Below are 23,177 nucleotides of genomic sequence, written 5' to 3'. Positions count from 1 at the left end.
TACAGAACTAATCAGAAACGGACTGACTTTCGGGGGTCACCTCGAGCAGGATGGCGTGCTCGGGCCGGAGGACCGGCAGCGGGAGGCCGACCTCGGCGAGGAAGCGGCCCGGGGCCGTGGCCCCTTCGGCGAGCCACGCCGGGGGCGCGGTCTGGATGAACGTGTCCTTCCAGTCAGCGTCCTCGGGCGTCGGCAGTACCGCCCGGACCGTGTAGGTCCGGTTGGGGTCGAGGCCGGGGAGCCCCACGCGGCCGGGCAGCTCCGTTGCGAGCGTGCCCAGGGCGACGGCCGAGAACAGGCCGGACGCGCCGTCGTGCGCCACGACTCCGTGGAGTGACAGGTTCGACTCCGTCAGGTCCGCGTTGACGCGCACGCCCGAGTGGATCAGGCCGCGGTGGCGCTTGTAGAGGCGGATGGCGCGCCGCAGGGTCTCCCGCTCGGCCGGTGCGGCCTGCCGGATGTCCCACTCCATGCCGAAGTGGCCGAACAGGGCGGTGATGGCCCGGAACGAGATGTCGTGGACGCGGCCGGTGGTGTGCGAGTGGGTCGGGCCCACGTGCGCTCCGACGAGCTCTGGCGGCAGGACGGCCTGGGTCCAGCGCTGGATGGTCTGGCGCTCGAGGGCGTCGTTGCAGTCCGAGGCCCACACCCGGTCCGTGCGCTGCAGGATGCCGAGGTCCACGCGCGCCCCGCCGGACGAGCAGGACTCGATCTCGACGTGCGGATGCGCGGCCCGCAGCGCGTCGAACAGCCTGTAGGCGGCAAGAGTCTGCTCGTGCACCGAGGGGCGCCCCGCGTGGCCGTGCTCGGCCAGGTCGCGGTTCTGGTCCCACTTGAGGTAGGCGATGTCGTTCTCGCTCAGGAGGGCATCGAGGCGCTCGTAGATGTACTGCCAGGCGTCCGGGTTCGCCAGGTCGAGGATGTGCTGGTGCCGCCATTCGAGCGGGAGCCTGCCCCCGTCCTTGTGGGAGGCGGCGGTCGGCCGCACGATCCAGTCGGGATGGGCCCGGGCCACGTCGGAGTCGAGGTTGACCATCTCGGGCTCGACCCACAGCCCGAACTCCATGCCGAGGCCGGTGACCCTCTCGACCAGGGGTGTCAGTCCCTCGGGCCACATGGCCTCGTCGACGTACCAGTCTCCGAGTCCCGCGTGGTCGTCGCGGCGCCCCCGGAACCACCCGTCATCGAGGACGAAGCGCTCTACGCCGAGCTCCGCCGCGGACTCGGCGAGCTCGAGCAGCGGCTCGAGCCGGTGGTCGAAGTACACGGCCTCCCACGTGTTGAGGACGACGGGGCGGACGCGGCCGGAGGTCGTGCCGACGTGGCTGGGCCGTGCCCGGAACCACTCGTAGAAGGCCTCGGTGATCCCGTCGAGCCCGCGGTCCGAGAAGGCCGCGTACAGGGTGGGGGTGCGGTAGGCCTCGCCGGGGGCGAGCACCACCTCGCCCGGGCCGAGGAGCTCCGCGGCGCCCAGGATCCGGCGCCCGTCGGCGAGCGAGTCGAGGTACTGCTCGTGGTTGCCGGACCAGGCGAAGTGTGCGGCCCAGACGCGACCGGTCCGGTTGGAGAAGCCGGAGGTGCCGGCGGCCACGAGGAGCGAGGAGTCGTGGCCGGTGCGCCCGTGGCGGCCCGAGCGCACCCAGGTGCCCTGCGCGATTCGGTGCCGCTGCGGGTGGTTCTCGCGGCACCAGCGGCCGGTGAGGTCCAGCAGTTCGACGGCGTCGCCCGGCACCGGGAGCACGGTGCCGAGCTCGTCGAGGCAGTAGGGGGTGGCCCCGGTGTTGGCCAGCTCGTGGGAGACCTCGAGGAGGCCGCCCTCGTGGAGCGTGAGCTCCGACGCCACGCGCACCCCCGCGTCGTCGTCGGCCTGGACGATCCGCGCCCCCCGGCCGTCCGGGGTCGCCTCGGCCGAGACGACGCGGAGGGCGGGCGAGAACGCGAAGCCGGGGACGCCGGCGTCGTGCGCCGCGGTGCCCGCGGGGGCCAGCCGTGACCCGCGCAGCCCGGGGCGGCCCAGCCACCCCGAGGACGCCTGCGGAAGGAGCCCCGCGACCACCGGCACGTCGAGCGCCGAATGCGGAATCGGCGGAGTCAGGAGGGCGAGATCGGGGAGGGCCGCGCCGAGTGCGGCTCCCCAATGGACGATCTCCGCCTCGCCGGAGTCGAAGGCAAGGAGGAGGCTGGTACCGGCGGAACGGAGGTGAAGGGGGTCCATGGGAAGCCCGCTTTCGTAGGACGTGGTGGAGGGGGCCGATCGGGGATCTCCCGAAATCTACACGAGTAACCTTCTGGTGCCAACGGTCATCGGCCTCGGGTGTCCCGAGGCCGGCCGCCACTAGCATGGTCGCCATGCCCCATCCCGCCGCGAAGCCGGCCCCCACCCGCACCGACGTGGCCCGGCTCGCCGGCGTGAGCACCGCCGTCGTGAGCTACGTGGTCAACGGCGGCCCCAAGAAGGTGGCCCCAGCCACCGAGGCGAGGGTCCGGGAGGCGATCGCGGCCATCGGCTACCGGCCCAACGCCGCCGCCCGGGCCCTCAAGCTCGGTTCGAGCGAGATGCTGGGCATGATCGTGCCGGACACCACCAACCCTTTCTTCGTCATGCTCGCGCACGCGGTCGAGGTGGCCGCCGCCGAGCGCGGCTACGCCCTCCTGATCGCCAACTCGGACGCGTCCGTCGCGACCGAGCGCCGGCACGTCGAGAGCCTCGCGAGCCGGAGGGTGGACGGGGTGTTCCTCTCGAGCGTGCTGTTCGAACCGGACCTGCGCGACCTCGAGTCCGCTGACATCCCCGTGGTGCTGCTCAACCACAGCCTCGACAGCCCCGGGTTCGCGTCCGTGGGCGTGGACCTGCGCGCGGGCGGCCGGACCGCTGTCGCGCATCTCGCGGAGCACGGCCACCGCGACATCGGGCTCGTGATGGGCACCACCACCGGGGGCGGCCTCGACGGGCGCGAGGCCGGCTGGCTCGAGGGGATCCGCGCGGCGGGCCTCGTCCCCGGCCCGGTGATCAGGGCACCGTTCCGCCGCGAGGAGGGCTACCGGCTCGGTCTCGAACTCGCGGCGTCCGCCGACCGGCCGACGGCGCTGTTCGCCAGCTCGGACATCCTCGCCGTCGGGATCGTGAAGGCCTTCCACGAGTCCGGCGTGCGCATTCCCGAGGACGTCGCGATCGTCTCCTTCGACGGCTCGCCGGAGGCGGAGTACAGCTGGCCGGGCCTGACGACGCTCGCGCAGCCGATCTCCGAGATGGCCGCCGCCGCCGTCGAGTCCCTCGTGGGCGGCGGCCCCACCACGAACCGCATCTTCGCTCCGGAACTCGTGCGCCGCGCCTCCTGCGGCTGCTAGCGCCGTGGACGACGGCGGCCCGTCGCCCGGGCGGGCGGGCCCACCACACGCGACGGCGCCCTACCGCGAGCGGTGGGGCGCCGTCGTCGTCCGCGGAGTTCCCTCCGCCCTGCCGCAGCTACTTGCGAAGGTCCTGGGCGATCTTGTGCATGACCGTCGGATCCGCCAGCGTCGTGGCGTCGCCCGGATCGCGGCCCTCTGCGACGTCCTTGAGCAGGCGGCGCATGATCTTGCCCGAGCGGGTCTTGGGCAGCTCCGGGACCACGAGGATGTGCCGCGGCTTGGCGATCGGGCCGATCTCGTGGCCCACGTGGGCGCGCAGCACCGCCGCCGGGTCCTCGCCCTCGGGGATGCTCGCCTCGCCGCGCAGGATCACGAAGGCCACGACCGCCTGGCCCGTCGTCTCGTCGGCGGCGCCGACCACCGCGGCCTCGGCGACCCACGGGTGGGAGACGAGCGCGGACTCGATCTCCGTGGTGGAGAGCCGGTGGCCCGAGACGTTCATGACGTCGTCGACGCGGCCCAGGAGCCAGATGTCGCCGTCGTCGTCCTTCTTCGCCCCGTCGCCGGCGAAGTACATGCCGTCGAAGCGGGACCAGTAGGTGTCCTTGAACCGCTGCGGGTCGCCCCAGATGGTGCGCAGCATGGCCGGCCACGGCTTGCGGATCACGAGGAAGCCGCCGTGCCCGTCCGGCACGGGCTGGCCGGCCTCGTCCACGACGTCGACCGCGATGCCCGGCAGCGGAACCTGGGCCGAGCCCGGCTTCGTGGCCGTGACTCCGGGCAGCGGGGCGATCATGATCGCTCCGGTCTCGGTCTGCCACCAGGTGTCCACGATCGGGGCCCGCTCCTCGCGGCGGCCGCCGTTGCCGCCGATCATCTCGCGGTACCACATCCACGCCTCGGGGTTGATGGGCTCGCCCACGGAACCGAGGACCCGGATCGAGGAGAGGTCGTACTTGGCGGGGATGTCCGAGCCCCACTTCATCATGGTGCGGATCGCCGTGGGCGCCGTGTAGAGGATCGAGACCTTGTACTTCTGGACGATCTCCCACCACCGGCCCTGGTGCGGCGAGTCCGGTGTGCCCTCGTACATCACCTGGGTGGCGCCGTTCACGAGGGGGGCGTACGTGACGTACGAGTGGCCGGTGACCCAGCCGATGTCCGCGGTGCACCAGTAGACGTCGGTCTCCGGCTTGAGGTCGAACACCGCAGAGTGGGTGAACGCCGTCTGGGTCAGGTACCCGCCGGTGGTGTGCAGGATGCCCTTCGGCTTCCCCGTGGTGCCGGAGGTGTAGAGGATGAACAGCGGGTGCTCGGCGTCGTGGCCCACCGCGGTGTGCTCCGGCGAGGCGGCGGCCATGACCTCGGACCAGGCCAGGTCGCGGCCCTCGGTCCAGGCCACGTCCTGGCCGTTGCGCCGCACCACCACGACGTGCTGCACGGTGTGCCCGTCCTCGGCGAGGGCCTCGTCCACGGCGGGCTTGAGCGGGCTCGGCTTGCCGCGGCGGTAGGTCCCGTCCGCGGTGACCACGAGCTTGGCCTCGGCGTCGTCGATCCGCGAACGGAGCGCCTCAGAGGAGAAGCCGCCGAAGACGACCGAGTGGATCGCGCCGATGCGTGCGCAAGCGAGCATCGTCACCACGGCCTCGGGGATCATCGGCAGGTACACGGCGACGCGGTCCCCCTTGGCCACCCCGAGGGACTCGAACGCGTTCGCCGCACGCTTCACGCGCTCGGTCAGGTCCGCGTATGTGATCGTCTCGGTGTCGCCCGGCTCGCCCTCGAAGTGGATGGCGACGCGGTCGCCGAGCCCGTTCTCGACGTGCCGGTCGAGCGCGTTGTACGCGGCGTTGACCTCGCCGCCGACGAACCACTTGGCGAACGGCGGCTCCGACCAGTCCAGGGTCTGGGTGAAGTCCTTCGACCAGGTGAGGCGCTCGCGGGCCTGCGCGGCCCAGAAGGCCTCGGGATCAGCGTTCGCCTCGGCATAGATGCCCTCGTGGACGTTGGCCGCCGCAGCGAACTCGGGGGAGGGCGCGAACTGGCGATTCTCCCGGAGCAGGTTCTCGAAGGCGTCGCCCGTGACGGTTTCGTGGGCCATGGTGTCCTTTCGGCTCGTTCCTCGCATGATCCAGCCGATCCTGCCGCCCCGGCCGCGGGGCAGGACGCCACCGTCGGATGTGAGGCCGCACACACCGGCTGCCTGGTGTCAACAGTAGCCCCAAAGGGGTCGCGGCGACGTTGCGAGCGTCACACTCCCGCGCCGGACGGCCGCAGACATGCGGCAGGCGGTAGGCGGCCGACGCCGAATGGGCGCCGCGCGCCGTCGTCCTCCACCGCCTGGACCCGCCCGCGGCCGCCTAGGTGCCCCCCGCGGGAATGGCTAGGCTGAACTCAAGACCGAAGGAGTGACTCATGTCTGACCCCAGTCAGAGCCCGTCCGAGGGGCGCCGCAGCGAATCCGTGCTAGGACCGTTCACCGCACGTGATCTGACCCTGTTCGGGGGCGTCCTCATCACCTTCGTGGCGTCCCTCCTGCCGCTGTTCGGGCCAGGGAACCTGTGGAACGCCGCGGGCCTGTACTTCCTCGGGATCGGGATCCTCGTCCCCGTGACGACGGCGGCCCTGTTCGCGTGGCGCCGCCTCGAGCCCTCGAGGAGGCTGCGGGTCGGCTCCCTCTCGCTGGACCAGTTCGCCTCGGTCGCCGCCATTCTCAGCGCTGCCTTCTACTTCCTCGGCACCGTCACCACGCTCTCGCCCGGTGCCGTGGTGGGCCTGCTGGGCGGCCTCGCCATGCTTGCGGCCACCACCCTGGCACGGCTCATCCCGGCGTTCGCGGTCGATTTCCTGGGCCGGCCGGAGGTGCCGGCCCACGTCGTGGCGCGTGATGCCGTGCCGCCGGCGCCGCGCCCCGCCGCGGCCGGCAAGGCTGGACGCGGACCGAAGCGGGGCGCGGCCGGCTCCAGCGCTGCCGGGAACCCGTGGGGCAGCCCGGGCACGAACGAGTGGGGCGGGCCCCTCGCGCCGCCGTCCGGGCGCCCCGGCGAGGCCGCCGCCGTCCCCGGTGCCGGCCCGGCGACCGGCGCCCCCGTCGAGCCGTTCGGTGGGACGCCCGCGGGGCCGACCGGGCCTGCGGCAGCCGGAGCCGGGCCGAGCGCGCCGGCACCCGAGGACGACGGGGCACCCGAGCGTGCCATCGGTGCCCTCGGCGCAGCCGACGGCGAGGCCTATGGCGCTCCCGTCGCTGAGACCGCGCCCGAGGACCGTGGGCCGACGGCGCCCGGGGAACCCGAACGACCCGCCGAGACGGCGACCGCGGAGCCTGTCGGGTCCGCGGAGACGGTTGCGCCCGCGGAGCCTGTCGGGTCCGCGGAGACGGTTGCGCCCGCGGAGCCTGTCCGGTCGGTGGAGCCCGCTGCGCCAGCCGGGGCCGGGGATCCGGTCGCTCCGACGGCGCCGGTTGAGCCCGAACGACCCGCCGAGACGGCGACCGCGAAGCCTGTCGGGCCTGCGGAGCCCGTCGCGCCGACGGTGGCGGCGCAGCCCGCCGCGCCGACCGAGATCGTCGGGGCGGCCGGCGCGGAACCGGCCACTGCGGTGTTCCCCGCCGCGGGGGCCGGGGGAGCCGCGGACCGCGCCGCCGCCGGGCAGAGGGGCTCCGCCGAGGACATCGGAGCGACCAGGCCCTACGACGACAGCGCGCGCTATGAGGCGTTCTGGTTCGCGGTCAGCCAGCCGCGCACGGCGGTGGACGCCTCGACGGGCCAGCCCGTGTTCAGCCTCGAACCGGGGCAGTGGATCCTCGCGCTGCAGGATCGCGGACAGGAGTTCGTGGTCCAGAGCCCCGACGGGCGCGTCGGGGTCCTGCGCGACCTGTCGGGAATCGAACGCGCGTGAGCGACGCGGCGGCCGCCGAGCCCCGCCGACGGCGGATGAGTCCGGACGAGACACCCCTCGCGCTCAAGCGGCGCGCACGGAAGATCAACCGGGTCCTCGCCGAGGCCTACCCCTACGCGCACGCTGAATTGGACTTCCGGAACCCCTTCGAGCTCCTCGTGGCCACGGTGCTCAGCGCGCAGACGACGGACGTCCGGGTCAACCAGGTCACCCCTGTCTTGTTCGCCCGCTACCCGGACGCGCGGGCCCTCTCGGAGGGCGAGCTCGTCGACATCGAGGAGATCATCCGGCCCACGGGATTCTTCCGGGCCAAGGCGCGCAGCATCCATACGCTGGCCCGCAGGGTCGTCGACGAGTTCGACGGCGAGGTGCCCGGGACGCTGGCAGAACTCGTGACGCTGCCCGGCGTCGGCCGCAAGACGGCCAATGTGGTGCTCGGCAACGCCTTCGGAGTCCCGGGGATCACGGTCGACACCCATTTCGGCCGCCTCGCCAAGCGGTTCGGGTGGACGGCGTCGGAGGACCCCGTGGTCATCGAGCGGGACGTCATGGAACTGTTCGAGCCCAAGGACTGGACGATGCTCTCCCACCGTGTCGTGTTCCACGGCCGCCGCGTCTGCCTCGCCCGCAGGCCGGCCTGCGGTGCCTGCCCGGTGGCCTCCCTGTGCCCCTCGTTCGGCGAAGGCGAGACCGACCCGGTCAAGGCGCGCCGACTCCTCCGGTTCGAGCTGGCGCCGGGACGGGAGGACCTCCAGGCCGAGATGGTCGCCAACGCCTCCGACGCCGCCGCCATCCGGCAGCGGACCGAGTCGCTGGCGGCCGCCGCCGCGTCCGCGGCAGGTCCGGCGCCCAGCCCGGCGGCCACCAGCCCGGAGGCCACCACGGGCCGGCACCGGTGAGCGCCCGAGCGGAGCTCGAGGAGCTGGTCCGCGCCATCCGCGCCGGCCACACCGACCCCTTCGACCGCCGGTGGCACCCGGCAACCCTTCCGGGGGCCTCGCGGAAGGCCGCAGTCCTGGTCCTCTTCGGCGTCCTCGACGACGTCCCGGCCGTTTCGCACCGCCCGCTCGCACCCGCCGATCTCGACGTCCTGCTCCTCGAGCGGGCCTCGACTCTGGGCTCGCACCCAGGCCAGGTCGCCTTCCCCGGCGGCAGCCAGGACCCCGAGGACGCCACGCTCGTGGACTGTGCCCTCCGGGAGGCCAGGGAGGAAACCGGCCTCGACCCCGCCGGAGTCGAGGTTCTGGGCGAGCTGCCCCCGCTCGGCATGGCCGTCAGCCGCTTCCTGGTCACACCCGTGGTCGGCTGGTGGGCCTCCCCGTCCCCCGTCGACGTGGTCGACTACGGGGAGTCCGCCCAGGTGTTCCGCACCCCGGTCCGGGACCTGCTCGACCCGGACAACCGCGTCATGGCCGTGCTCCACCGACGGGGTGCGCGCTTCGCGAGCCCGGGGTTCGAAGTCAACGGGGTCCTCGTGTGGGGCTTCACCGCCATGGTCCTCGATTCCCTCTTCACCGCCCTGGGCTGGGGGGTCCCCTGGGACCGGACCCGGGAGCACCGGGTCGATCCGTAGCTCCGCCCCGCCCCGGGGGTCACTTCGCGTGGTCGTAGGACTCGACGACGGCCACACTCAGGGGGAACTCAACGGGAGCGTGGTGGAAGAGCAGCCGCCCGGCGGTCTGCGCCGCGTCCTGGACGGCGGCGGCGCAGTCCTCGGCCACGGACTCCTCGGCATGGATGACCACCTCGTCATGGAGGAAGTAGACGAGCTCGGCGCGGTGCCCGCGCGACCTGATGCGGCGAAGCCGGCCCCGCAGGTCGGCCATCCAGCACTCGGCCCATTCGGCGGCCGTGCCCTGCACCACGAAGTTGCGCGTGAAGCGACCCCTGTCGCGGGCGATCGCGTCTGCGCGGTGCTGCTCCTGGGCGCTCGTGGTGCGCTGTGAGGCGAGCCAGCGGGGCGACGGGGGAGGGGTGCTGCGGCCCAGGTGCGTCGTCACCGCCAGCCCCCGCTCGCCATCCCTCGCGGCCTGCTCGACGAGGGCGACGGCCTGGGGATACAGGCGGGCGAGCTGCGGCATGAGCCGGCCCGACTCTCCGGTCGTGGCGCCGTAGATCGCGCCGAGGAGCGCGACCTTCGCTTGGGCCCGGTCGCCGCCGAACCCTGCAGCCGCGATGCCCGCATAGAGGTCGCGGCCGCGCGCGGCGCCGGCCATCGCCTCGTCGCCGGCCAGCGCAGCGAGGACCCGCGGCTCGAGCTGCGAGGCGTCGGCCACGACGAGGCGATGGCCCGGGAGCGCGCGGGCTGCGGAGCGGACCTCCGCCGGAATCTGCATCGCACCGCCGCCCCGGGACGCCCAGCGGCCTGTCACGACGCCGCCGACCACATACTCTGGGCGGAAGCGGCCCTCCGAGACCCACGTCTCCAGCCACGACCAGCCGTTGGCGGCGAGCAGCCGGGCCATCTTCTTGTACTCGAGCAGCGGCGCGACCGCTGGATGGGTGAACTTCCGCAGCTCCCAGGCACGGGTGCTGTTCGTCTCGATGCCGGCGCGGTGGAGCGCGCGGAGGAGTTCCTGCGGTGAGTCCGGGTTGAGGTGCGGGGAGGCGAGGAGGCCGCGGAGTTCGGCCGCCTTCGCCTCGAGGAGGGCGGGCCTCGCCGTCCCCCGCGGACGCGGGCCGAGCCTTTCGACGAGGAGGGCGTCGTGGACTTCCGCGTCCCACGGCACACCGGAGCGCCGCATCTCGGCCGCGGCCAGAGCCCCCGCGGACTCGGCCGCGAGCAGGAGGGCGAGCCGTTGGCGCCGCGGTGACCCGGAGACCGCGCCCAGCTGGGCCCCGAGCTCGGCCACGGCCTCGTCGGCGTCGACGCCGGGCGTCCTGGCCTCGAACAGGGCATCCTGGTGCTGCCCGGGCCAGCCGCTGCGCCCGGAGTCCGGCTCGTCGAGGGGGCTGCCCAGCGGGATCGAGGGCGTGTAGCCGCTTCCGGCCACGAAGGCCGAATGAGCGAGGATCGCGGCGCTGAGGGTGAGGTCGTGGCACCGCTGCACCTCGACCCCTGCGGCAAGGAGCCGCGGATACCAGTCGGTGGTGCGCTGCCACACCCACCGCGGGCGCTCCTCCGCCTCGACGCTCTGGGCGAGCGCGGCGAAGTGGCTGCCCGGGACGATCTGCGCGGTTCCGGCCGGGGCACCGCCCCGGTCGAGGCGCTGCAGCAGCACTCCGCCGTCCGGTGCGGGGGCGACGAGCTGGTACACATCCCCATTCTTCCCTGTCCGCACGGGTGCAGTTTCCCTCCACAGCCGTCCCCGAGGGATGTCGTCCACATAGGGGGTCGGGCCGGTTCCACGGCTGCCGCAGACTGGGAAGGCTGGACGGCATGGCGAGGAACGAGCAGGAACAGTCGGCCGGGGCCGGGGGATGGCTCCCGGAGGCGGGCCCGATCGTGTGCTGTATCACCGGTGACGCGGCGCTCCGGGACGAGTGCGCGAGGGCCGCCGCGGTGGCGGGCGCCGTCTTCGAGGGCGTCCCGTCCGTCGGTGAGGACCCGCAGCTCTGGACGCGGGCAGACCTTGTGCTGCTCGGGGCGGACATCAGCGAGGTTCCTCCGCAGAGGCGCGGCCCGACCATCCTCGTCGGCGCCGCATCTCAGCGCCATCTGCTGTGGGACAGGGCCGCGGCGCTGGGGATCGACCACGTGGCCGAGCTGCCGGACGCTGCCGGCTGGCTCGTGGACTACATGGGCAGGCGAGGTTCGGAGGGGCCCTCGGGTGTGGTGGTCGGCGTCGTCGGCGGGTGCGGCGGCGCGGGCGCCAGCACGACGGCGGTGCTGCTCGCGGGTGCCGCGGCGCACGGCGGGGCGCGGGTGCTGCTGGTGGATGGCGACAGGCTCGCAGGAGGTCTCGAGGCCGTCCTGGGCGAGCAGCCGCTCGAGGGGCTGCGCTGGCCCGACCTGGCCTCCGCACACGGCGCCATCAATCCCGAGCAGCTGGCCGCCTCGCTGCCGAGGGCGGCCGGGGCCGGGGTCCTGTCCTGGCCCGCCGGTCCGCGTCCTGCCGTGCGGGTTCCGGGGGCCGCCATCTCGGGTGTGGTCGAGGCGGCCCGTGCAGCGTTCGACCTGGTCGTCGTCGACATCGGGCGTGGACGGGAAGGGATCGAGGACTTCGGGTGGGCCAGCGACCGGATCCTCGTCGTGGTGCCCGGCACCCTGGGTGGGGCGCTCTCCGCTGCCCAGCTCGTCCATGAGCTGCCCCCGGTGCCACTGGGCGTCGTGCTCCGCGGAGGCACCGGGGAAGGGGTCGACGCCGAACAGCTGGCCGGGCTCATCGGCTGTCCCCTGGTGGCCCGGATTCCCCACCTTCGACGCGCCGCTGCCGCGGCGGAGTGGGGTCGCCTCATGGAGCTGGCGCGCTCGGGGCCCCTGCGGCGGCTCGCCGCCGCAGTGTGCGAGGCGCTGCCCGAGCGGGCCCCGGCTGCTTCAGCGGGTGACGGCCCGGCACTCGCCCTCGGCGCCAGGCTCGCCGGGCGCGGGCGGAGGGTCGCGCGGTGAGGGCGCAGGGCAGCGTCGACGCGGAGCTGCTGGACGCCGTGCGCCGATCGGTGCTCTCGACGCCGGGACAGGTGACCCCGGCGCGCGTCGCGGCCGCGCTCCAGGGAAGCGGCCGCGTGCTGGGCACGGCGGGGTCGCTCGCGGCCGTGGAGATCATCATGGCCGAGCTGCGCGGTCTCGGACCCCTGCAGGTCCTCGCCAATGACCCTGAGGTGACGGATCTGTTCGTCAACGCGCCGGACAGCGTCTGGCTCGACAGGGGGCGCGGACTCGAACGGAGCGCGGTGTCCTTCCCCTCGGAGGAGGCCCTGCGAGCGCTTGCCGTCCGCCTGGTGGCGGCGGCGGGACGCCGGCTCGACGACTCGTCGCCGTGCGTCGACGTGCGGCTCGCCGGAGGTTACCGGATCCACGCCGTGCTGCCGCCCGTCTCAACCGCGGGAACCCTGCTGTCCATCCGCATCCGGCGCGCCCAGCCGATGACCTTGGACGAGTTCGAGGCGGCCGGCACGGTGCTGCCCGACCAGAGGACCGTGCTCGAGGCATTGGTCGCCCAGCGGCGGAGCTTCCTGGTGAGCGGTTCCACCGGGTCGGGGAAGACCACCCTGCTGAGCACGCTCCTCGGCACCGTTCCGGCCACCGACCGGATCGTTCTGGTGGAAGATGCCGCCGAGCTGGCGCCCGACCACGGGCACGCCGTCTGCCTGGAAGCGCGCCATGGCAATGTCGAGGGTGCCGGCGGGATCGATCTCGCCCGCCTCGTGCGGGAGGCGCTGCGGATGCGGCCGGACTGGCTCGTGGTCGGCGAGTGCCGCGGCGCCGAGGTCAGGGACCTCCTCTCAGCACTCAACACGGGGCACAGCGGGGCCGGAACAGTCCATGCCAATACGGCGGGCTCCGTCGTGGCGCGGCTCGCCGCCCTCGGAGCGCTCGCAGGGCTCACCAGGGAAGCCACCTTCCTCCAGGCCTCGAGTGCCCTGGATGCAGTCGTGCACATGGAGAGGGCCCCGGCGGGCCGGCGGGTCGCGAGCATCGCCGTCGTCGCGGAGGGGCCGGATGGGCTCGCGGTCGTGGACGCACTCCGTCGCGGGGCCGAGACGGCCCGCACGTCAGAACGCGGACCGGGCTGGGACCGGCTCGCCGCAGAGCTGGCCCTTCCCCGCGCGCTGAGGGCGGCGGCGTGAGCGCCGCATCCGTTGTGGCCGCCACTATCGCCGCGCTGCTGTTCGCGGGCTGGCGCCTCGCAGCCGGGGGAGGGGCGATGGCGGGGACACGACGCCTCAGGACCGGGGCGGCCGCGGTCCCGTCGCCGCGGCGCCGACGACCGGCCCGGGGACGACCTTGGGCAGGGAGGGCAGGCACAGGTCCCGCGGAGGAATTCCAGCACGCGGCCATCTTGGTGGGGCAGCTCGCCGCCCTGCTGCGAGCCGGCCGCACCCCCGAGCAGATGTGGAGGCAGGCCTGCGAGGCGTACCCGGCCGGCGAGCGGGAGAGCGCAGACCCTGCACCACGTGTGCTGCACTCGGCTGCCCTGGCCGCGGACCTGGGCCGGCCCGTCGCAGCCGCGATCCAGACGGCGGTGAGCGAGAGGGAACCGTCCCCTCACCGCTCCACGGGCGCGGCCGCTGGCATCTGGCTCAGCGTGGCGGCCTGCATCGAGGCCGCCGAGGCATCGGGGAGCGCCCTTGCCGACGTCCTGGAGAGGCTCGCCGCCCAGCTCGAGGCCGACGCCGACGCGGTCGCCGCCCGCTCGGTGGCCCTTGCAGGCCCCCGGGCCACGGCGAAGGTGCTGACCATCCTCCCCATTGCCGGGCTGGGACTCGGGATGCTGATGGGGGCGGACCCGTTCGGGATCCTCCTCTCCACACCGCTGGGCGCGATGTGCCTCGGCCTCGGGGCAGCTCTGACGGTGGCCGGACGATGGTGGTCCACTCGGCTCGTGCGCTCGGCTTCGGAGGCACGATGAGCGCCGTCCTCGCCGTGGGGCTCGCTGCAGCCTCCGCAGGCATCGCCCTCTCCTTCGCAGGCAGCCGGCGCCGAGCCGACCGGCTTCTGGCACCGTGCGGTGCCGTGGGCACCGCCGTGCCCGGGGGCGTGGACCGCCGGGAGCAGCCCGTCCACGCCGAAGGCCGGGCGCGCCTGCGGACCACGAGGCCTGACGAGGTGCCCCTCCTGCTCGAGCTGCTCGGTGCCATGCTCGAGGCGGGCCTGGCCCTGCCGCGGGCGCTCGAGGTCGCAGCCGGCGTCGCCGACGGACCAGGCCCGGCGCTGGCGCGGGCCGCCGCTGCCCTACGGCTCGGGACCGACTGGGACCATGCATGGCCGGATGCTGCTGTGGGCTCCTCCGTCGAGGAGATCCGATCGGCCCTGCGCTTCGCAGCGTCCACCGGAGCCCCGTCTGCCGAGCTGCTGTACGCCCGCGCACGGCAGCTGCGGCGGAGCAGGCATCGTGAGCTCGAGAAGCGCGCCGCGGCCCTCGGCGTCAAGCTGGTCATCCCCTTGGGAGTCTGCTCCCTCCCAGCCTTCCTGTGTCTCGGCGTGGTGCCAGTGCTTCTGGCGATGCTGCCGGGCGGGTGATCCCGCCCCCACGATCCCTGCCCATCGGGCAGGCGGCGCCCCTGGGCGCCATGGCCCCGCCGCGAGGAGGGGTCTCCGACGGCGAGCCGGCGGGCCCACCTACGGGCGCGGACACACGGCTGTGCCCGACCACCAAGGAGGAACCATGTCCGCAATGCCTCATCCCGACGACGTCGGGGCACACCCCGACCAGTCACGGGAATCCGCACGGCTCGATCTGACGCCATCCCCGGGTCCTCGCCCCGATGCCCTCGAAGGCCCGGGCGAGCCGTGCCGGGTCATCGAGCTCTTCCCTGCGGCCGGAGCGCCGGACTCCGGGCAGCCGGGCCACCAGAGGGCAGGCACCGAGCCGGGCTTCCCTGGCTCCGCGCATCTCCCGGCCGCGTCTTCCGCACCGCCAGGGGACCGGTTGAGGCGCCGACGGAGCGGAGGGCGGGAGCGAGCCTGGGCCGCCCGCATGCGGCGGAGGGCAGCCATTCGCCTGCAGCTCCTGCGGCTCTGGCTCGGCGCCAGGGCCGCTGGACAGCAGGGGATGGCAACTGCCGAGTACGCGATCGCGACACTGGGCGCCGTGGCCTTCGCGGGGCTGCTCGTGGTGATCATGCGCAGCGACGAGGTGCGGGGATTCCTCCTCGCGATCATCCGCCAAGCACTCGCCCTCCCGTGAGGTGCATCCGTGGGGACGCCACCGCCCAGGAGGGCCCGGCGTCCCCGCGGGGGTCGGTCACCGCCGAGTTCGCAGTGGCTGTCCCCGCAGTGATCCTCCTGCTCGGCTTCCTCCTCGGCGCCGTTTCCGCGGCCGTCTGCCAGGTGCGGGTCGAGGAAGCGGCGAGGGCCGGGGCGCGATCGGTCGCCAAGGGCGAGGACGCCGGCGCGGTGGCCCGCGAGATCGCGAGGGTTGCCGGCCCCGGCGCGGAGCATTCGGTCGAGGCCTCGGCAGGAGTCGTCACCGTCCAGGTCAGCACGGCGGTACCCGGACCCGTCGCGGCCGCTGCCGGGCTGCGCGCCCGCGCGGCGGCGAGCCTGAGCCTGGAGGGACCGCCGTGACCTGGCAGGCCAGGCTCTGCGGGCCGGGCCCCGGCTGTCGTGGCCGTGCCGGCTGCAGGGGCGGCGCCGAGGCCGGGTCGGGGACCGTCCTGGCCCTCGGGCTGGGGATGGTCCTCATCCTGGCCTGTGCGGCACTGGCAATGCTCGGCCAGGCGCTGGCGGCGTCTTCGCGGGCCGGCGCGGCGGCGGATCTCGCTGCGCTCGCGGCGGCCGACACCGAGCGTGGTCTCCGCCCTGGGGCCGCCTGTGCGACGGCCCAGGAGACGGCCGAACTCAACGGCGCCGTCCTGACTGCCTGCGCCGTGGAGAAGCCCGGCAGCACCGTCCGGGTCACCGTGGAGCTGGAGACGGGCGCCCCGTGGGGTCCCGCCGTGGGGCGCGCCCGGGCAGGGCCGCCGCCCCGCGTCGGCCCCGGCTGACTCCCGTGCCGGGCGGCGGACCAGCCCCAAACGGACGGCCCAGGCGAGCGGGACGGCCCAGGCGAGCGGGCCGGTCCCGGCGGGCGCCCCAGTCCCGGTGGTGGGGCCGGCTCTGGCGTCAGACCAGCTCGGCCGCGAGGTCGGACTGGAGGAGGACGGCGCGCAGCAGGGCGACCGCCCCGGACTTGTCCAGGGGATTGTTCTTGTTGCCGCACTTGGGGCTCTGGACGCACGACGGGCACCCGGCATCGCACTCGCAGGCCTCGATCGCGTCCAGGGTTGCCCGGAGCCAGACCCGGATGCGCTCGAACCCGCGCTCGGCGAACCCTGCCCCGCCGGGGTGCCCGTCGTAGACGAAGATGGTGGGCTGCTCGGTGTCGGCGTGCAGCGCGGTGGACACCCCGCCCACGTCCCACCGGTCGCTGGAGGCGACGAGGGGCAGGAGGCCGATCGATGCGTGCTCCGCGGCGTGGAGGGCGCCCGGGAACTGGGCAGCGATCAGTCCCGCGGCCGCGAGCGTCGGCTCAGGCAGGGTGAGCCAGACGGCCTTGGTGAAGAGGTCCCGTGCGCCCAGCTCGAGGGGCTCCTCGCCGAGGACCTCGTTGGAGATGAGCGCCTTGCGCTGGAAGGAGACCACCTGCGTGGTCACCCGGACCTCGCCGAAGTGGACCCCCACCGGGCCCCACTGCTCGCAGCGGTCCTCGCCGAGGACCTCGACCGTGGTGAGGTCCCGCGCGGTCGTGTAGTAGTCGGGGTTCACCCGTCGCACCACCACGCAGTGCTCCGCCTCGTTGAGTTCTTCGACGAGGTAGCTCGCGCCCTGATGGACGTAGATGGCGCCCTGGTGGGCCTGGTAGTGCGTCTGCGGCGAATCCATGGAGCCCAGCAGCTGGCCGGTCTCGGCCTCGATGATGCTCATCGGGCCGCCCCCGTCCGCGCGGAGGTTCACCATGGCCGCGGCGCTCTCGGGATGGGTCCAGTACCATCCGCCCGGCCGCCGGCGCAGGTACCCCTGCGCCACGAGCTGGTCGAGGAGCCGCTCGGCGGTGGGTCCGAACAGGGCGAGGTCGGAGCCGGTGAGGGGCTTCTCGGCCGCGGCGGCACACAGGTGCGGGCCGAGGACGTAGGGGTTGGACGGATCCAGGACGGTGGCCTCGACCGAGGTGTCGAAGATCGCCTCCGGGTGGTTCACCAGATAGGTGTCGAGGGGGTCGTCGCTGGCGACGAACGCGGCGAGCGCATCCTGCCCCGAGCGCCCGGCCCGCCCGATCTCCTGGAACAGCGAGGCCCGCGTCCCCGGCCATCCCGCGACGAGGACCGCATCCAGCCCGGAGATGTCGATGCCGAGTTCGAGCGCCGAGGTGCTCGCGACCCCCAGCAGCTCGCCGGAGCGCAGCCGCCGCTCGAGCTCGCGCCGCTCCTCGGGCAGGTACCCCGACCGGTACGCCGCGATGCGCCCCGCGAGGCTCGGGTCCACCTCGTCGACGAGGCGCTGCGCGATCGAGGAGATCGTCTCTGCGCCGCGGCGGGACTTGATGAAGGCGATGGTCCGCACATGCGCCGACACGAGATTGGCCAGCAGGTCGGCGCTCTCGGCGATCGCGGTGCGGCGCTGGGGCGCGCCGTTCTCCCCGCGGGCGTCCGTCAGCGCGGGCTCCCAGAAGGCCACCTCGGTGGCCCCGTGGGGCGAGCCGTCCTCGGTGACCGCGGCGACGGCGTCGCCGATCAGCCGCCCCACCGACCCCTCCGGGTCCCCGGACGTCGCGGACGCCGCGATGAACACGGGGTCGGCGCCATAGTGGGCGCACACGCGCCGGAGCCGCCGCAGGAGGTTGGCCACATGGGAGCCGAAGACGCCTCGGTAGGAGTGCGCTTCGTCGATGACCACGAAACGAAGGCGCCGGAAGAAGGCCGCCCACCAGGGGTGGTTCGGCAGGATGCCGAAGTGGAGCATGTCCGGGTTGGCGAGGATGACGTTCGCGTGGTCCCGGATCCAGCGGCGGGCCGACTGCTCGGTGTCGCCGTCGTAGGTCTCGGCCCGGACCGTGCTGAGCCCGAGGGCACGGATGGCCGTGAGCTGGTCCGCGGCCAGCGCCTTGGTGGGGGAGAGGTACAGGACGGCCGCGCCGTCGTCGTGGATCCGCCCGGGCTGCTCGGCCACGCGCAGCTCCGAGCGGTGGACGGCGTCCAGCGCCGGGAGCTGGTAGGCGAGGGACTTGCCCGAGGCGGTTCCGGTGGCGAGCACCACGTGGCGTCCCGCGTGGGCCAGCTCCGCCGCCTCGACCTGGTGGATGTAGGGCGTCTCGACCCCGAGGCGGCGGTACGCAGCCACGAGGTCCGGGTGGGCCCAGGCAGGCCAGGGCGCATGCCGGGCCGAGCGTGCGGGGATCGTGCGCAGGTGCCGCAGCTCCTCCGGGGCGGAGGACCTGCCCAGGAGCGAGAGGAGGGAGTCGTGCGCGGCCACACCAGCATTCTTCCAGCACCGGCCGGAAGCCTCGGACCCCGGGGCCGCCGGGGCGGGGTCAGTCCGCGGAGAGCGAACCGCCCCCGGTGTTGCCGGGGTTGGTGAGCACGAGCACCTGGGACACGTCGCTCCATCCGAGGTGGTGGTAGAGGTGCTGGCCGTCCGTGGACGCGATGAGCAGGCCCTGGTCGAGGTTGTGCTCGCTCATCGCCGCTGTGAGGGCCCGCATGATGAAGCTGCCCAGCCCGCGGCGGCGGAAGGCCGGCTCCGTGATGATGCGGTCGAAGACGGCATAGCCGTGCGCGACGGCCACGTGGCCGCGGGCGGCCAGGGTGCCGTCGGCGGTCGCGACGGTCACGGTGGCGCTGTGGTCCTCGTAGGCCGTGGTCAGCTTGAGCTCGTCGTCGTTGAGCCAGGGCGCCTCGACGTCCTTGCCCTCGAAGTCCATGATCATGAGCTCCTGGTCCGCAGCGACCTCGACGAGGCCGTGCTTCTCGGCCAGGGCGCGGTAGGCAGGCAGGTCGTCGGTGAGCACGGTCATCAGCCGGGGCGACGACTCCGCGACGAACGCGGCGAGGTCGGCGAACTCATCCTCGCTCGGGTCGGCGGCGAACGCCTCCCAGTCGCCGGACTTGTCGGAGAGCTGCACCGCCCGGAACGCCCCGACCTCCTTGACCGGATAATGGCGCGTGGAGGCCCAGCCTTCGACCCAGATGCCCAGAAGTTCGCTCAGCGATGGCTCTCCCATAGCCACGACGATAACCGCAACCGGAGAACCTGATAAGGGCCGTGACAGAACTGTCACCGGGGCCCGAGGCGGGGGCGCCGGTACCCTTGATGGGTGGCCCAGCACCGTATCGTCCTGTTCTACTGCTTCACCCCGCTGGCGGACCCGGAGGCGGTCCGGCTCTGGCAGCGCACCCTGTGCGAGGGGCTCGGCCTCAGGGGCCGCATCATCGTCTCCCCGGACGGCATCAACGCGACCGTCGGCGGCGAGCTGAACGCCGTCAAGGGGTACCTGCGTGCCACCAAGGAGTACCCCGGCTTCCGGAAGCTCGACGTGAAGTGGTCCGAGGGCACCGCCCAGGACTTTCCGCGGCTGTCCGTGAAGGCACGTGCCGAGCTGGTGTCCTTCGGTGCGCCCGGTGAACTCGAGGTCGGCGCCGAGGGCGTGATCGGCGGCGGCAGCCGGCTCACCCCCGAGCAGCTCCACGAACTCGTCGCCTCGGGCAGCGCCGCCGAGGACACCCGGCGCGAGGTCGTGTTCTTCGACGGGCGCAACGCGTTCGAGGCGCAGATCGGCCGGTTCAAGGGCGCGGTCGTCCCCGACACCTCCACGACGCACGATTTCCTCGCCGAGCTCGACTCCGGCAAGTACGACGACCTCAAGGATCGGCCCGTGGTCACCTACTGCACGGGCGGGATCCGCTGCGAGATCCTCACCGCCCACATGCGGCGCCGCGGGTTCCAGGAGGTGTACCAGCTCGACGGCGGGATCGTGCGCTACGGGGAGGCCTACGGGGACGCGGGCCTGTGGGAAGGCTCGCTCTACGTCTTCGACCGGCGCATGCGCCTGGAGTTCAGCGAGGACGCCGCGACGATCGGCCGGTGCGCCCGCTGCGCCGCTCCGACGTCAGACTTCCACAACTGCTCCGACCCGGCGTGCCGCCGGCTGACGCTCTACTGCCCCCAGTGCGCCGCGTCCCCGGAGACCCTCCGCTGCCCGGACGGCTGCCAGCCGGCCCAGCCGGCCCAGACCCCCGCGCCGAGCGTCACGGCCGGGTGAGCCGGTAGGCCACGTTCGCCACCGCATCCTCAGCGGCACTGAACTGCACGTCGAGGCGTCCCGCGGCCGGGACGTCGACCGGGCGCGCCCACGCGCGATTGCACTCGAACGTGAAGTCCAGCAGCTGCGCATCGCCCGCATTCACGCGCACGTCGGCGCGGCCCTCGCCCCGGCACGCGATGTGCAGCGTGGCGGGCCCGGGCTGGGTCTGGACGGACATGCGGCGCGCTGGCCTGCCGGGCCACGCCGTGCTCGCATCCCCGGCCAGCGAGACCCCCGAGGTGTCCGGCAGCACGGTGGCCGCCCACGCCTGCAGGGACTCGCCGGCGAGCGGCTGGTCCAAGGGCGCGGCCGTCGCCAGGCCGCGCACCTGATGGGATCTGCGGTCCCGGGCGGCGGCCGCGGCCGAGGCGCTGGCCGACGCCGCCGCCGCCGCGGCGTCACGCTGGCCCAGGGGCGGCAGCCCGTCGTCGTACTGGTACGCGCAGCCGGCCGCGCCTGCCGCGAGGAGCGCCGCCACGAGGCAGGCCTGCAGGGGCCTCGCCCTCACCGGGCGCGCGGCTGGGCAGCGGCTCATGGCACCATTCTGCCCCCGCGCCGCCCGGGCCGATCAGCCTAGACTTCCGTGGTGAGTTCACGCACCCAGGACGACGCCCCCGCCTCCGACCGGCCCGAGCTGCTGCGCGCGCTGGCCCACGACCTCGCCGCCGCGCGGTACACGGTCGACGAGGTCGCCGAGCTGCTCGGAGCTGAGGCCCGCGCCGCGCTCTCACGCGACCAGATCGTGCCGGCGCTCGCGGCGACCCGCGCCGCCGGCGAGGATCCGGCGCGGAACCCGCTCGGCGCCGTCGTGCGCTTCTTCCTCCTCGCCCGGCCCCTGCCCGAGGCCGCGCTCGGGACCGTGTTCCCCGCGCTCGGCCCCCAGGGCCTCCGCGCGCTCGGGCTGGCCGAGCCGGCGGACGACGGCGGGTGGCTCGCCGCGGTCGACCTCCGCCCCTACGGGTGGGACGCCGGGGACGGCGCGAAGGAGATCTGGGTCGCCTCCGATCTGGCGGCCCACCAGCGCCCGGGGGTCCTGCGCTCCGACCACGTGCTCGGGATCGGGCACGCCTCGGCGACCCTCGTGCAGACCACGGCCAGGCGGCAGGTCGGGTGCGCGCTGGACCTCGGCACCGGCTGCGGGATCCAGGCCTTCCACCTCCTCGGGCACGCGCGCCACGTGGTTGCGACGGACATCTCGGAGCGCGCCCTCGCGTTCGCGCGCTTCAACCTCCTGCTCAACGCCGGTGCCCTCGGCCTCGACCCGGACCGCCTCGAGGACCGGATCGAGCTGCGGCGCGGCAGCCTGCTCGATCCGGTCGCGGGGGAGCTGTTCGACCTCGTGGTCTCGAACCCCCCGTTCGTCATCACTCCCCGCGCGGCGGACGAGCGCGCCGAGGACCAGTTCACCTACCGCGACGGCGGCCTGCCCGGGGACGAGCTCGTGGCCCGGCTGGTCGCAGGGCTGCCCGCCGTCCTGGCCGAGGGCGGCACCGCCCAGCTGCTCGGCAACTGGGAGATCCCGGCCGGCGCCCCGTGGCACGAGCGCGTCCGCTCCTGGGTCTCCGCGGACGTCGACGCCTGGGTCGTCCAGCGTGAGGAGGTCGGCCCCGGCCAGTACGCGGAGACGTGGCTCGCGGACGCCTCGCAGCAGCGCGACCCCGGAGCCTACGAGGACGCCTACGCCGCGTACCTCGCCGACTTCGCGGCCCGGGGGACTGCCGCGATCGGCTTCGGGGCGGTCTGGCTGCGCCGCCCCGCACCTGGCCAGGCGCGCCTGGACCGCTTCGAGGAGCTCACCCATCCGCTCGAGCAGCCGATCGGGCCCTACTGGGCCGCCGCCGTCGAGCGCGCCGACTGGCTCGCCGCCCATCCCGACCTGGGGGCCGAGCGGCTCGTCGTCGCCGGCGACGTCACGGAGGAGCGCCACCAGCGCCCCGGGGCCGAGCACCCGGGGGTGATCCTCCTGCGCCAGGGCGCGGGCTTCCGCCGCACAATCCTGCTGAGCACCGAGCTGGCGGGCTTCGTCTCGGCGTGCGACGGCGGGCTCACGGCCGGGCAGATCGCGTCCGCGCTCGCTGCGCTCCTCGGCCGCGACGATGAGGGCTTCCGCCCGGGCCTCCTCGCCGAGGCCGCGAATCTGGTCGCCGAGGGCTTCCTCGTTCCGGCCGAGACGGCTGCCGGACCCGCCGATGACATGACGCCGGGGAATCGTGAAGAAACAGCTTGACATCGCCTCGAGTGTGGCGTTTATTACACTCCAATACCGGCACAACGAAAAAGCAGCATGACGGACAAGAAGCGCAGTTCCCGCACCGAGAACCCGGTCCGGATCACCGACCCCAAGGCCATCCGCGCGCTGGCGCACGCGGCCCGCCTCGAGGCCATCAACGAGCTCTACTCGAGCCAGGAGAGCCGCACCGCCACTGAGCTGGCTGCGTTCACGGGCCTGACCCCGAGTGCCATGAGCTACCACCTCCGCGCCCTGAAGAAGTGGGGCATCGTGGTGGACGCGCCGAGCGACGGCGACGGCCGTGAGCGGCGCTGGAAGGCCGCCGGCACCGACCTCAACCTGGACACGGCCACGACCGGCCAGACCCCGGGGCTCGCGATCATCGACATGGAGATCGACTCGCTGCGCACCCGGATCGCCAGCCACGCCAAGCACCGCGACGCGGCCAGGCGCCGCGGTGAGCCGGATGAGTCGCCGGTCATGATGATCTCCGGCAACGTCCTCAAGCTCACCCTCGAGCAGCGGGCCCGCTTCAAGCAGCGGATGCTCGAGCTCATGGACGAGTTCGAGTTCGAGGAGCACCCCGCGGGCGAGGACACCGAGCGCATGTACTTCGTCTGGTCGATGCTGCCCGAGGTGCGCGAGGCGGTGAAGTCGGCGCCCAAGGAGACGGGCGAGCGGCGCCGGCCCGCTGCGCGCCGGACGGCGGCCCGCACGCCGGACACCGAGGAGCCTGGCCGCGCGTCCTCGGGCGGGGCGGCGCGCCCCGCCCCGGTCGCCGGTTCCTGAGGGCGCCTGTCCACAGCTGCACGCCCGGC

The 23,177-nt window shown here is 73.8% G+C and carries 20 protein-coding genes; 14 read left to right on the top strand and 6 right to left on the bottom strand.

Annotated features, from left to right (window positions below):
• Positions 1-7 precede the first annotated feature (7 nt).
• The gene (locus SA2016_RS16385) at positions 8-2,215 is read right to left on the bottom strand and encodes an alpha-galactosidase (protein ID WP_066500129.1); all 2,208 of its coding nucleotides are present in this window, start codon (positions 2,213-2,215) and stop codon (positions 8-10) included.
• Between the two features lie 134 nt (positions 2,216-2,349).
• On the opposite strand from SA2016_RS16385, the gene SA2016_RS16380 reads away from it, so the two are divergent.
• The gene (locus SA2016_RS16380) at positions 2,350-3,348 is read left to right on the top strand and encodes a LacI family DNA-binding transcriptional regulator (RefSeq protein WP_066502724.1); all 999 of its coding nucleotides are present in this window, start codon (positions 2,350-2,352) and stop codon (positions 3,346-3,348) included.
• 118 nt (positions 3,349-3,466) lie between these two features.
• On the opposite strand, the gene acs is transcribed toward SA2016_RS16380, so the two are convergent.
• Positions 3,467-5,452: an acetate--CoA ligase gene (gene acs, locus SA2016_RS16375; protein WP_229710835.1), complete on the bottom strand. Its 1,986-nt coding sequence runs from the start codon at positions 5,450-5,452 to the stop codon at positions 3,467-3,469.
• A 314-nt stretch (positions 5,453-5,766) separates the two neighbouring features.
• Here acs and SA2016_RS16370 point away from each other — a divergent pair, with 314 nt between their 5' ends.
• The 3 genes from SA2016_RS16370 to SA2016_RS16360 are packed head-to-tail and all read left to right on the top strand — an operon-like array spanning position 5,767 to position 8,821.
• Entirely contained in the window at positions 5,767-7,248 is a 1,482-nt protein-coding gene (locus SA2016_RS16370) for a hypothetical protein (protein WP_066500128.1), read from the top strand.
• Positions 7,249-7,283: 35 nt separating this feature from the next.
• Positions 7,284-8,147, top strand: coding sequence for an endonuclease III (gene nth, locus SA2016_RS16365; protein ID WP_084249801.1), 864 nt, complete (start codon positions 7,284-7,286; stop codon positions 8,145-8,147).
• Positions 8,144-8,821 carry an NUDIX hydrolase gene (locus SA2016_RS16360; RefSeq protein WP_066500126.1) on the top strand — a complete coding sequence of 226 codons (678 nt, stop codon included), beginning with the start codon at positions 8,144-8,146 and terminating at the stop codon, positions 8,819-8,821. Before nth ends, SA2016_RS16360 begins: the two co-directional genes overlap by 4 nt.
• A 19-nt stretch (positions 8,822-8,840) precedes the next feature.
• Here the strand turns inward: SA2016_RS16360 and SA2016_RS16355 are convergent, their stop codons facing one another.
• Complete coding sequence (locus SA2016_RS16355; protein WP_066500122.1) at positions 8,841-10,505, bottom strand: bifunctional 3'-5' exonuclease/DNA polymerase; 1,665 nt, start codon at positions 10,503-10,505, stop codon at positions 8,841-8,843.
• Between the two features lie 122 nt (positions 10,506-10,627).
• Here SA2016_RS16355 and ssd point away from each other — a divergent pair, with 122 nt between their 5' ends.
• The 7 genes from ssd to SA2016_RS16320 all read left to right on the top strand — a co-directional run bounded on the left by ssd (position 10,628) and on the right by SA2016_RS16320 (position 15,837).
• Positions 10,628-11,797 (top strand): septum site-determining protein Ssd, encoded by a 1,170-nt coding sequence (ssd, locus tag SA2016_RS16350; RefSeq protein ID WP_066500119.1) that lies wholly within the window; start codon positions 10,628-10,630, stop codon positions 11,795-11,797.
• A complete protein-coding gene (locus SA2016_RS16345; RefSeq protein WP_066500116.1) occupies positions 11,794-12,978 on the top strand; it encodes a TadA family conjugal transfer-associated ATPase in 1,185 nt (394 codons plus the stop codon). The genes ssd and SA2016_RS16345 overlap by 4 nt, the downstream gene beginning before the upstream one ends.
• A 212-nt stretch (positions 12,979-13,190) precedes the next feature.
• On the top strand, positions 13,191-13,760 hold the full coding sequence (locus SA2016_RS16340) for a type II secretion system F family protein (protein ID WP_442758770.1): 570 nt from the start codon (positions 13,191-13,193) through the stop codon (positions 13,758-13,760).
• A complete protein-coding gene (locus SA2016_RS16335; protein WP_066500113.1) occupies positions 13,757-14,371 on the top strand; it encodes a type II secretion system F family protein in 615 nt (204 codons plus the stop codon). Before SA2016_RS16340 ends, SA2016_RS16335 begins: the two co-directional genes overlap by 4 nt.
• A gap of 409 nt (positions 14,372-14,780) precedes the next feature.
• On the top strand, positions 14,781-15,038 hold the full coding sequence (locus SA2016_RS22670; RefSeq protein ID WP_371326664.1) for a DUF4244 domain-containing protein: 258 nt from the start codon (positions 14,781-14,783) through the stop codon (positions 15,036-15,038).
• Complete coding sequence (locus SA2016_RS21825) at positions 15,035-15,418, top strand: TadE family protein (protein ID WP_066500108.1); 384 nt, start codon at positions 15,035-15,037, stop codon at positions 15,416-15,418. The genes SA2016_RS22670 and SA2016_RS21825 overlap by 4 nt, the downstream gene beginning before the upstream one ends.
• Complete coding sequence (locus SA2016_RS16320; RefSeq protein ID WP_229710910.1) at positions 15,415-15,837, top strand: Rv3654c family TadE-like protein; 423 nt, start codon at positions 15,415-15,417, stop codon at positions 15,835-15,837. Before SA2016_RS21825 ends, SA2016_RS16320 begins: the two co-directional genes overlap by 4 nt.
• Positions 15,838-15,955: 118 nt before the next feature.
• On the opposite strand, the gene SA2016_RS16315 is transcribed toward SA2016_RS16320, so the two are convergent.
• Together SA2016_RS16315 and SA2016_RS16310 are read right to left on the bottom strand one after the other, a co-directional pair.
• Positions 15,956-18,301, bottom strand: a complete 2,346-nt coding sequence (locus SA2016_RS16315; protein ID WP_066500103.1) for a DEAD/DEAH box helicase — start codon at positions 18,299-18,301, stop codon at positions 15,956-15,958.
• A gap of 58 nt (positions 18,302-18,359) precedes the next feature.
• A complete protein-coding gene (locus SA2016_RS16310; protein ID WP_066500100.1) occupies positions 18,360-19,049 on the bottom strand; it encodes a GNAT family N-acetyltransferase in 690 nt (229 codons plus the stop codon).
• Positions 19,050-19,142: 93 nt separating this feature from the next.
• Between SA2016_RS16310 and trhO the strand changes: the two genes are divergently transcribed.
• Positions 19,143-20,087 (top strand): oxygen-dependent tRNA uridine(34) hydroxylase TrhO, encoded by a 945-nt coding sequence (gene trhO, locus SA2016_RS16305; protein WP_066500098.1) that lies wholly within the window; start codon positions 19,143-19,145, stop codon positions 20,085-20,087.
• Here trhO and SA2016_RS16300 read toward each other — a convergent pair.
• Positions 20,074-20,664 carry a DUF6023 family protein gene (locus tag SA2016_RS16300; RefSeq protein WP_066500096.1) on the bottom strand — a complete coding sequence of 197 codons (591 nt, stop codon included), beginning with the start codon at positions 20,662-20,664 and terminating at the stop codon, positions 20,074-20,076. The two genes, trhO and SA2016_RS16300, sit on opposite strands and share 14 nt — an antisense overlap.
• A gap of 51 nt (positions 20,665-20,715) precedes the next feature.
• On the opposite strand from SA2016_RS16300, the gene SA2016_RS16295 reads away from it, so the two are divergent.
• Both SA2016_RS16295 and SA2016_RS16290 read left to right on the top strand, forming a co-directional pair.
• Entirely contained in the window at positions 20,716-22,356 is a 1,641-nt protein-coding gene (locus SA2016_RS16295; RefSeq protein WP_066500094.1) for a DUF7059 domain-containing protein, read from the top strand.
• Between the two features lie 57 nt (positions 22,357-22,413).
• On the top strand, positions 22,414-23,148 hold the full coding sequence (locus tag SA2016_RS16290) for an ArsR/SmtB family transcription factor (protein WP_084249595.1): 735 nt from the start codon (positions 22,414-22,416) through the stop codon (positions 23,146-23,148).
• The last annotated feature ends 29 nt before the right edge of the window (positions 23,149-23,177 follow it).

Source organism: Sinomonas atrocyanea (assembly GCF_001577305.1).
In the GTDB taxonomy this organism is placed as follows: domain Bacteria; phylum Actinomycetota; class Actinomycetes; order Actinomycetales; family Micrococcaceae; genus Sinomonas; species Sinomonas atrocyanea.
This window is presented reverse-complemented; position numbering and strand designations above follow the sequence as displayed.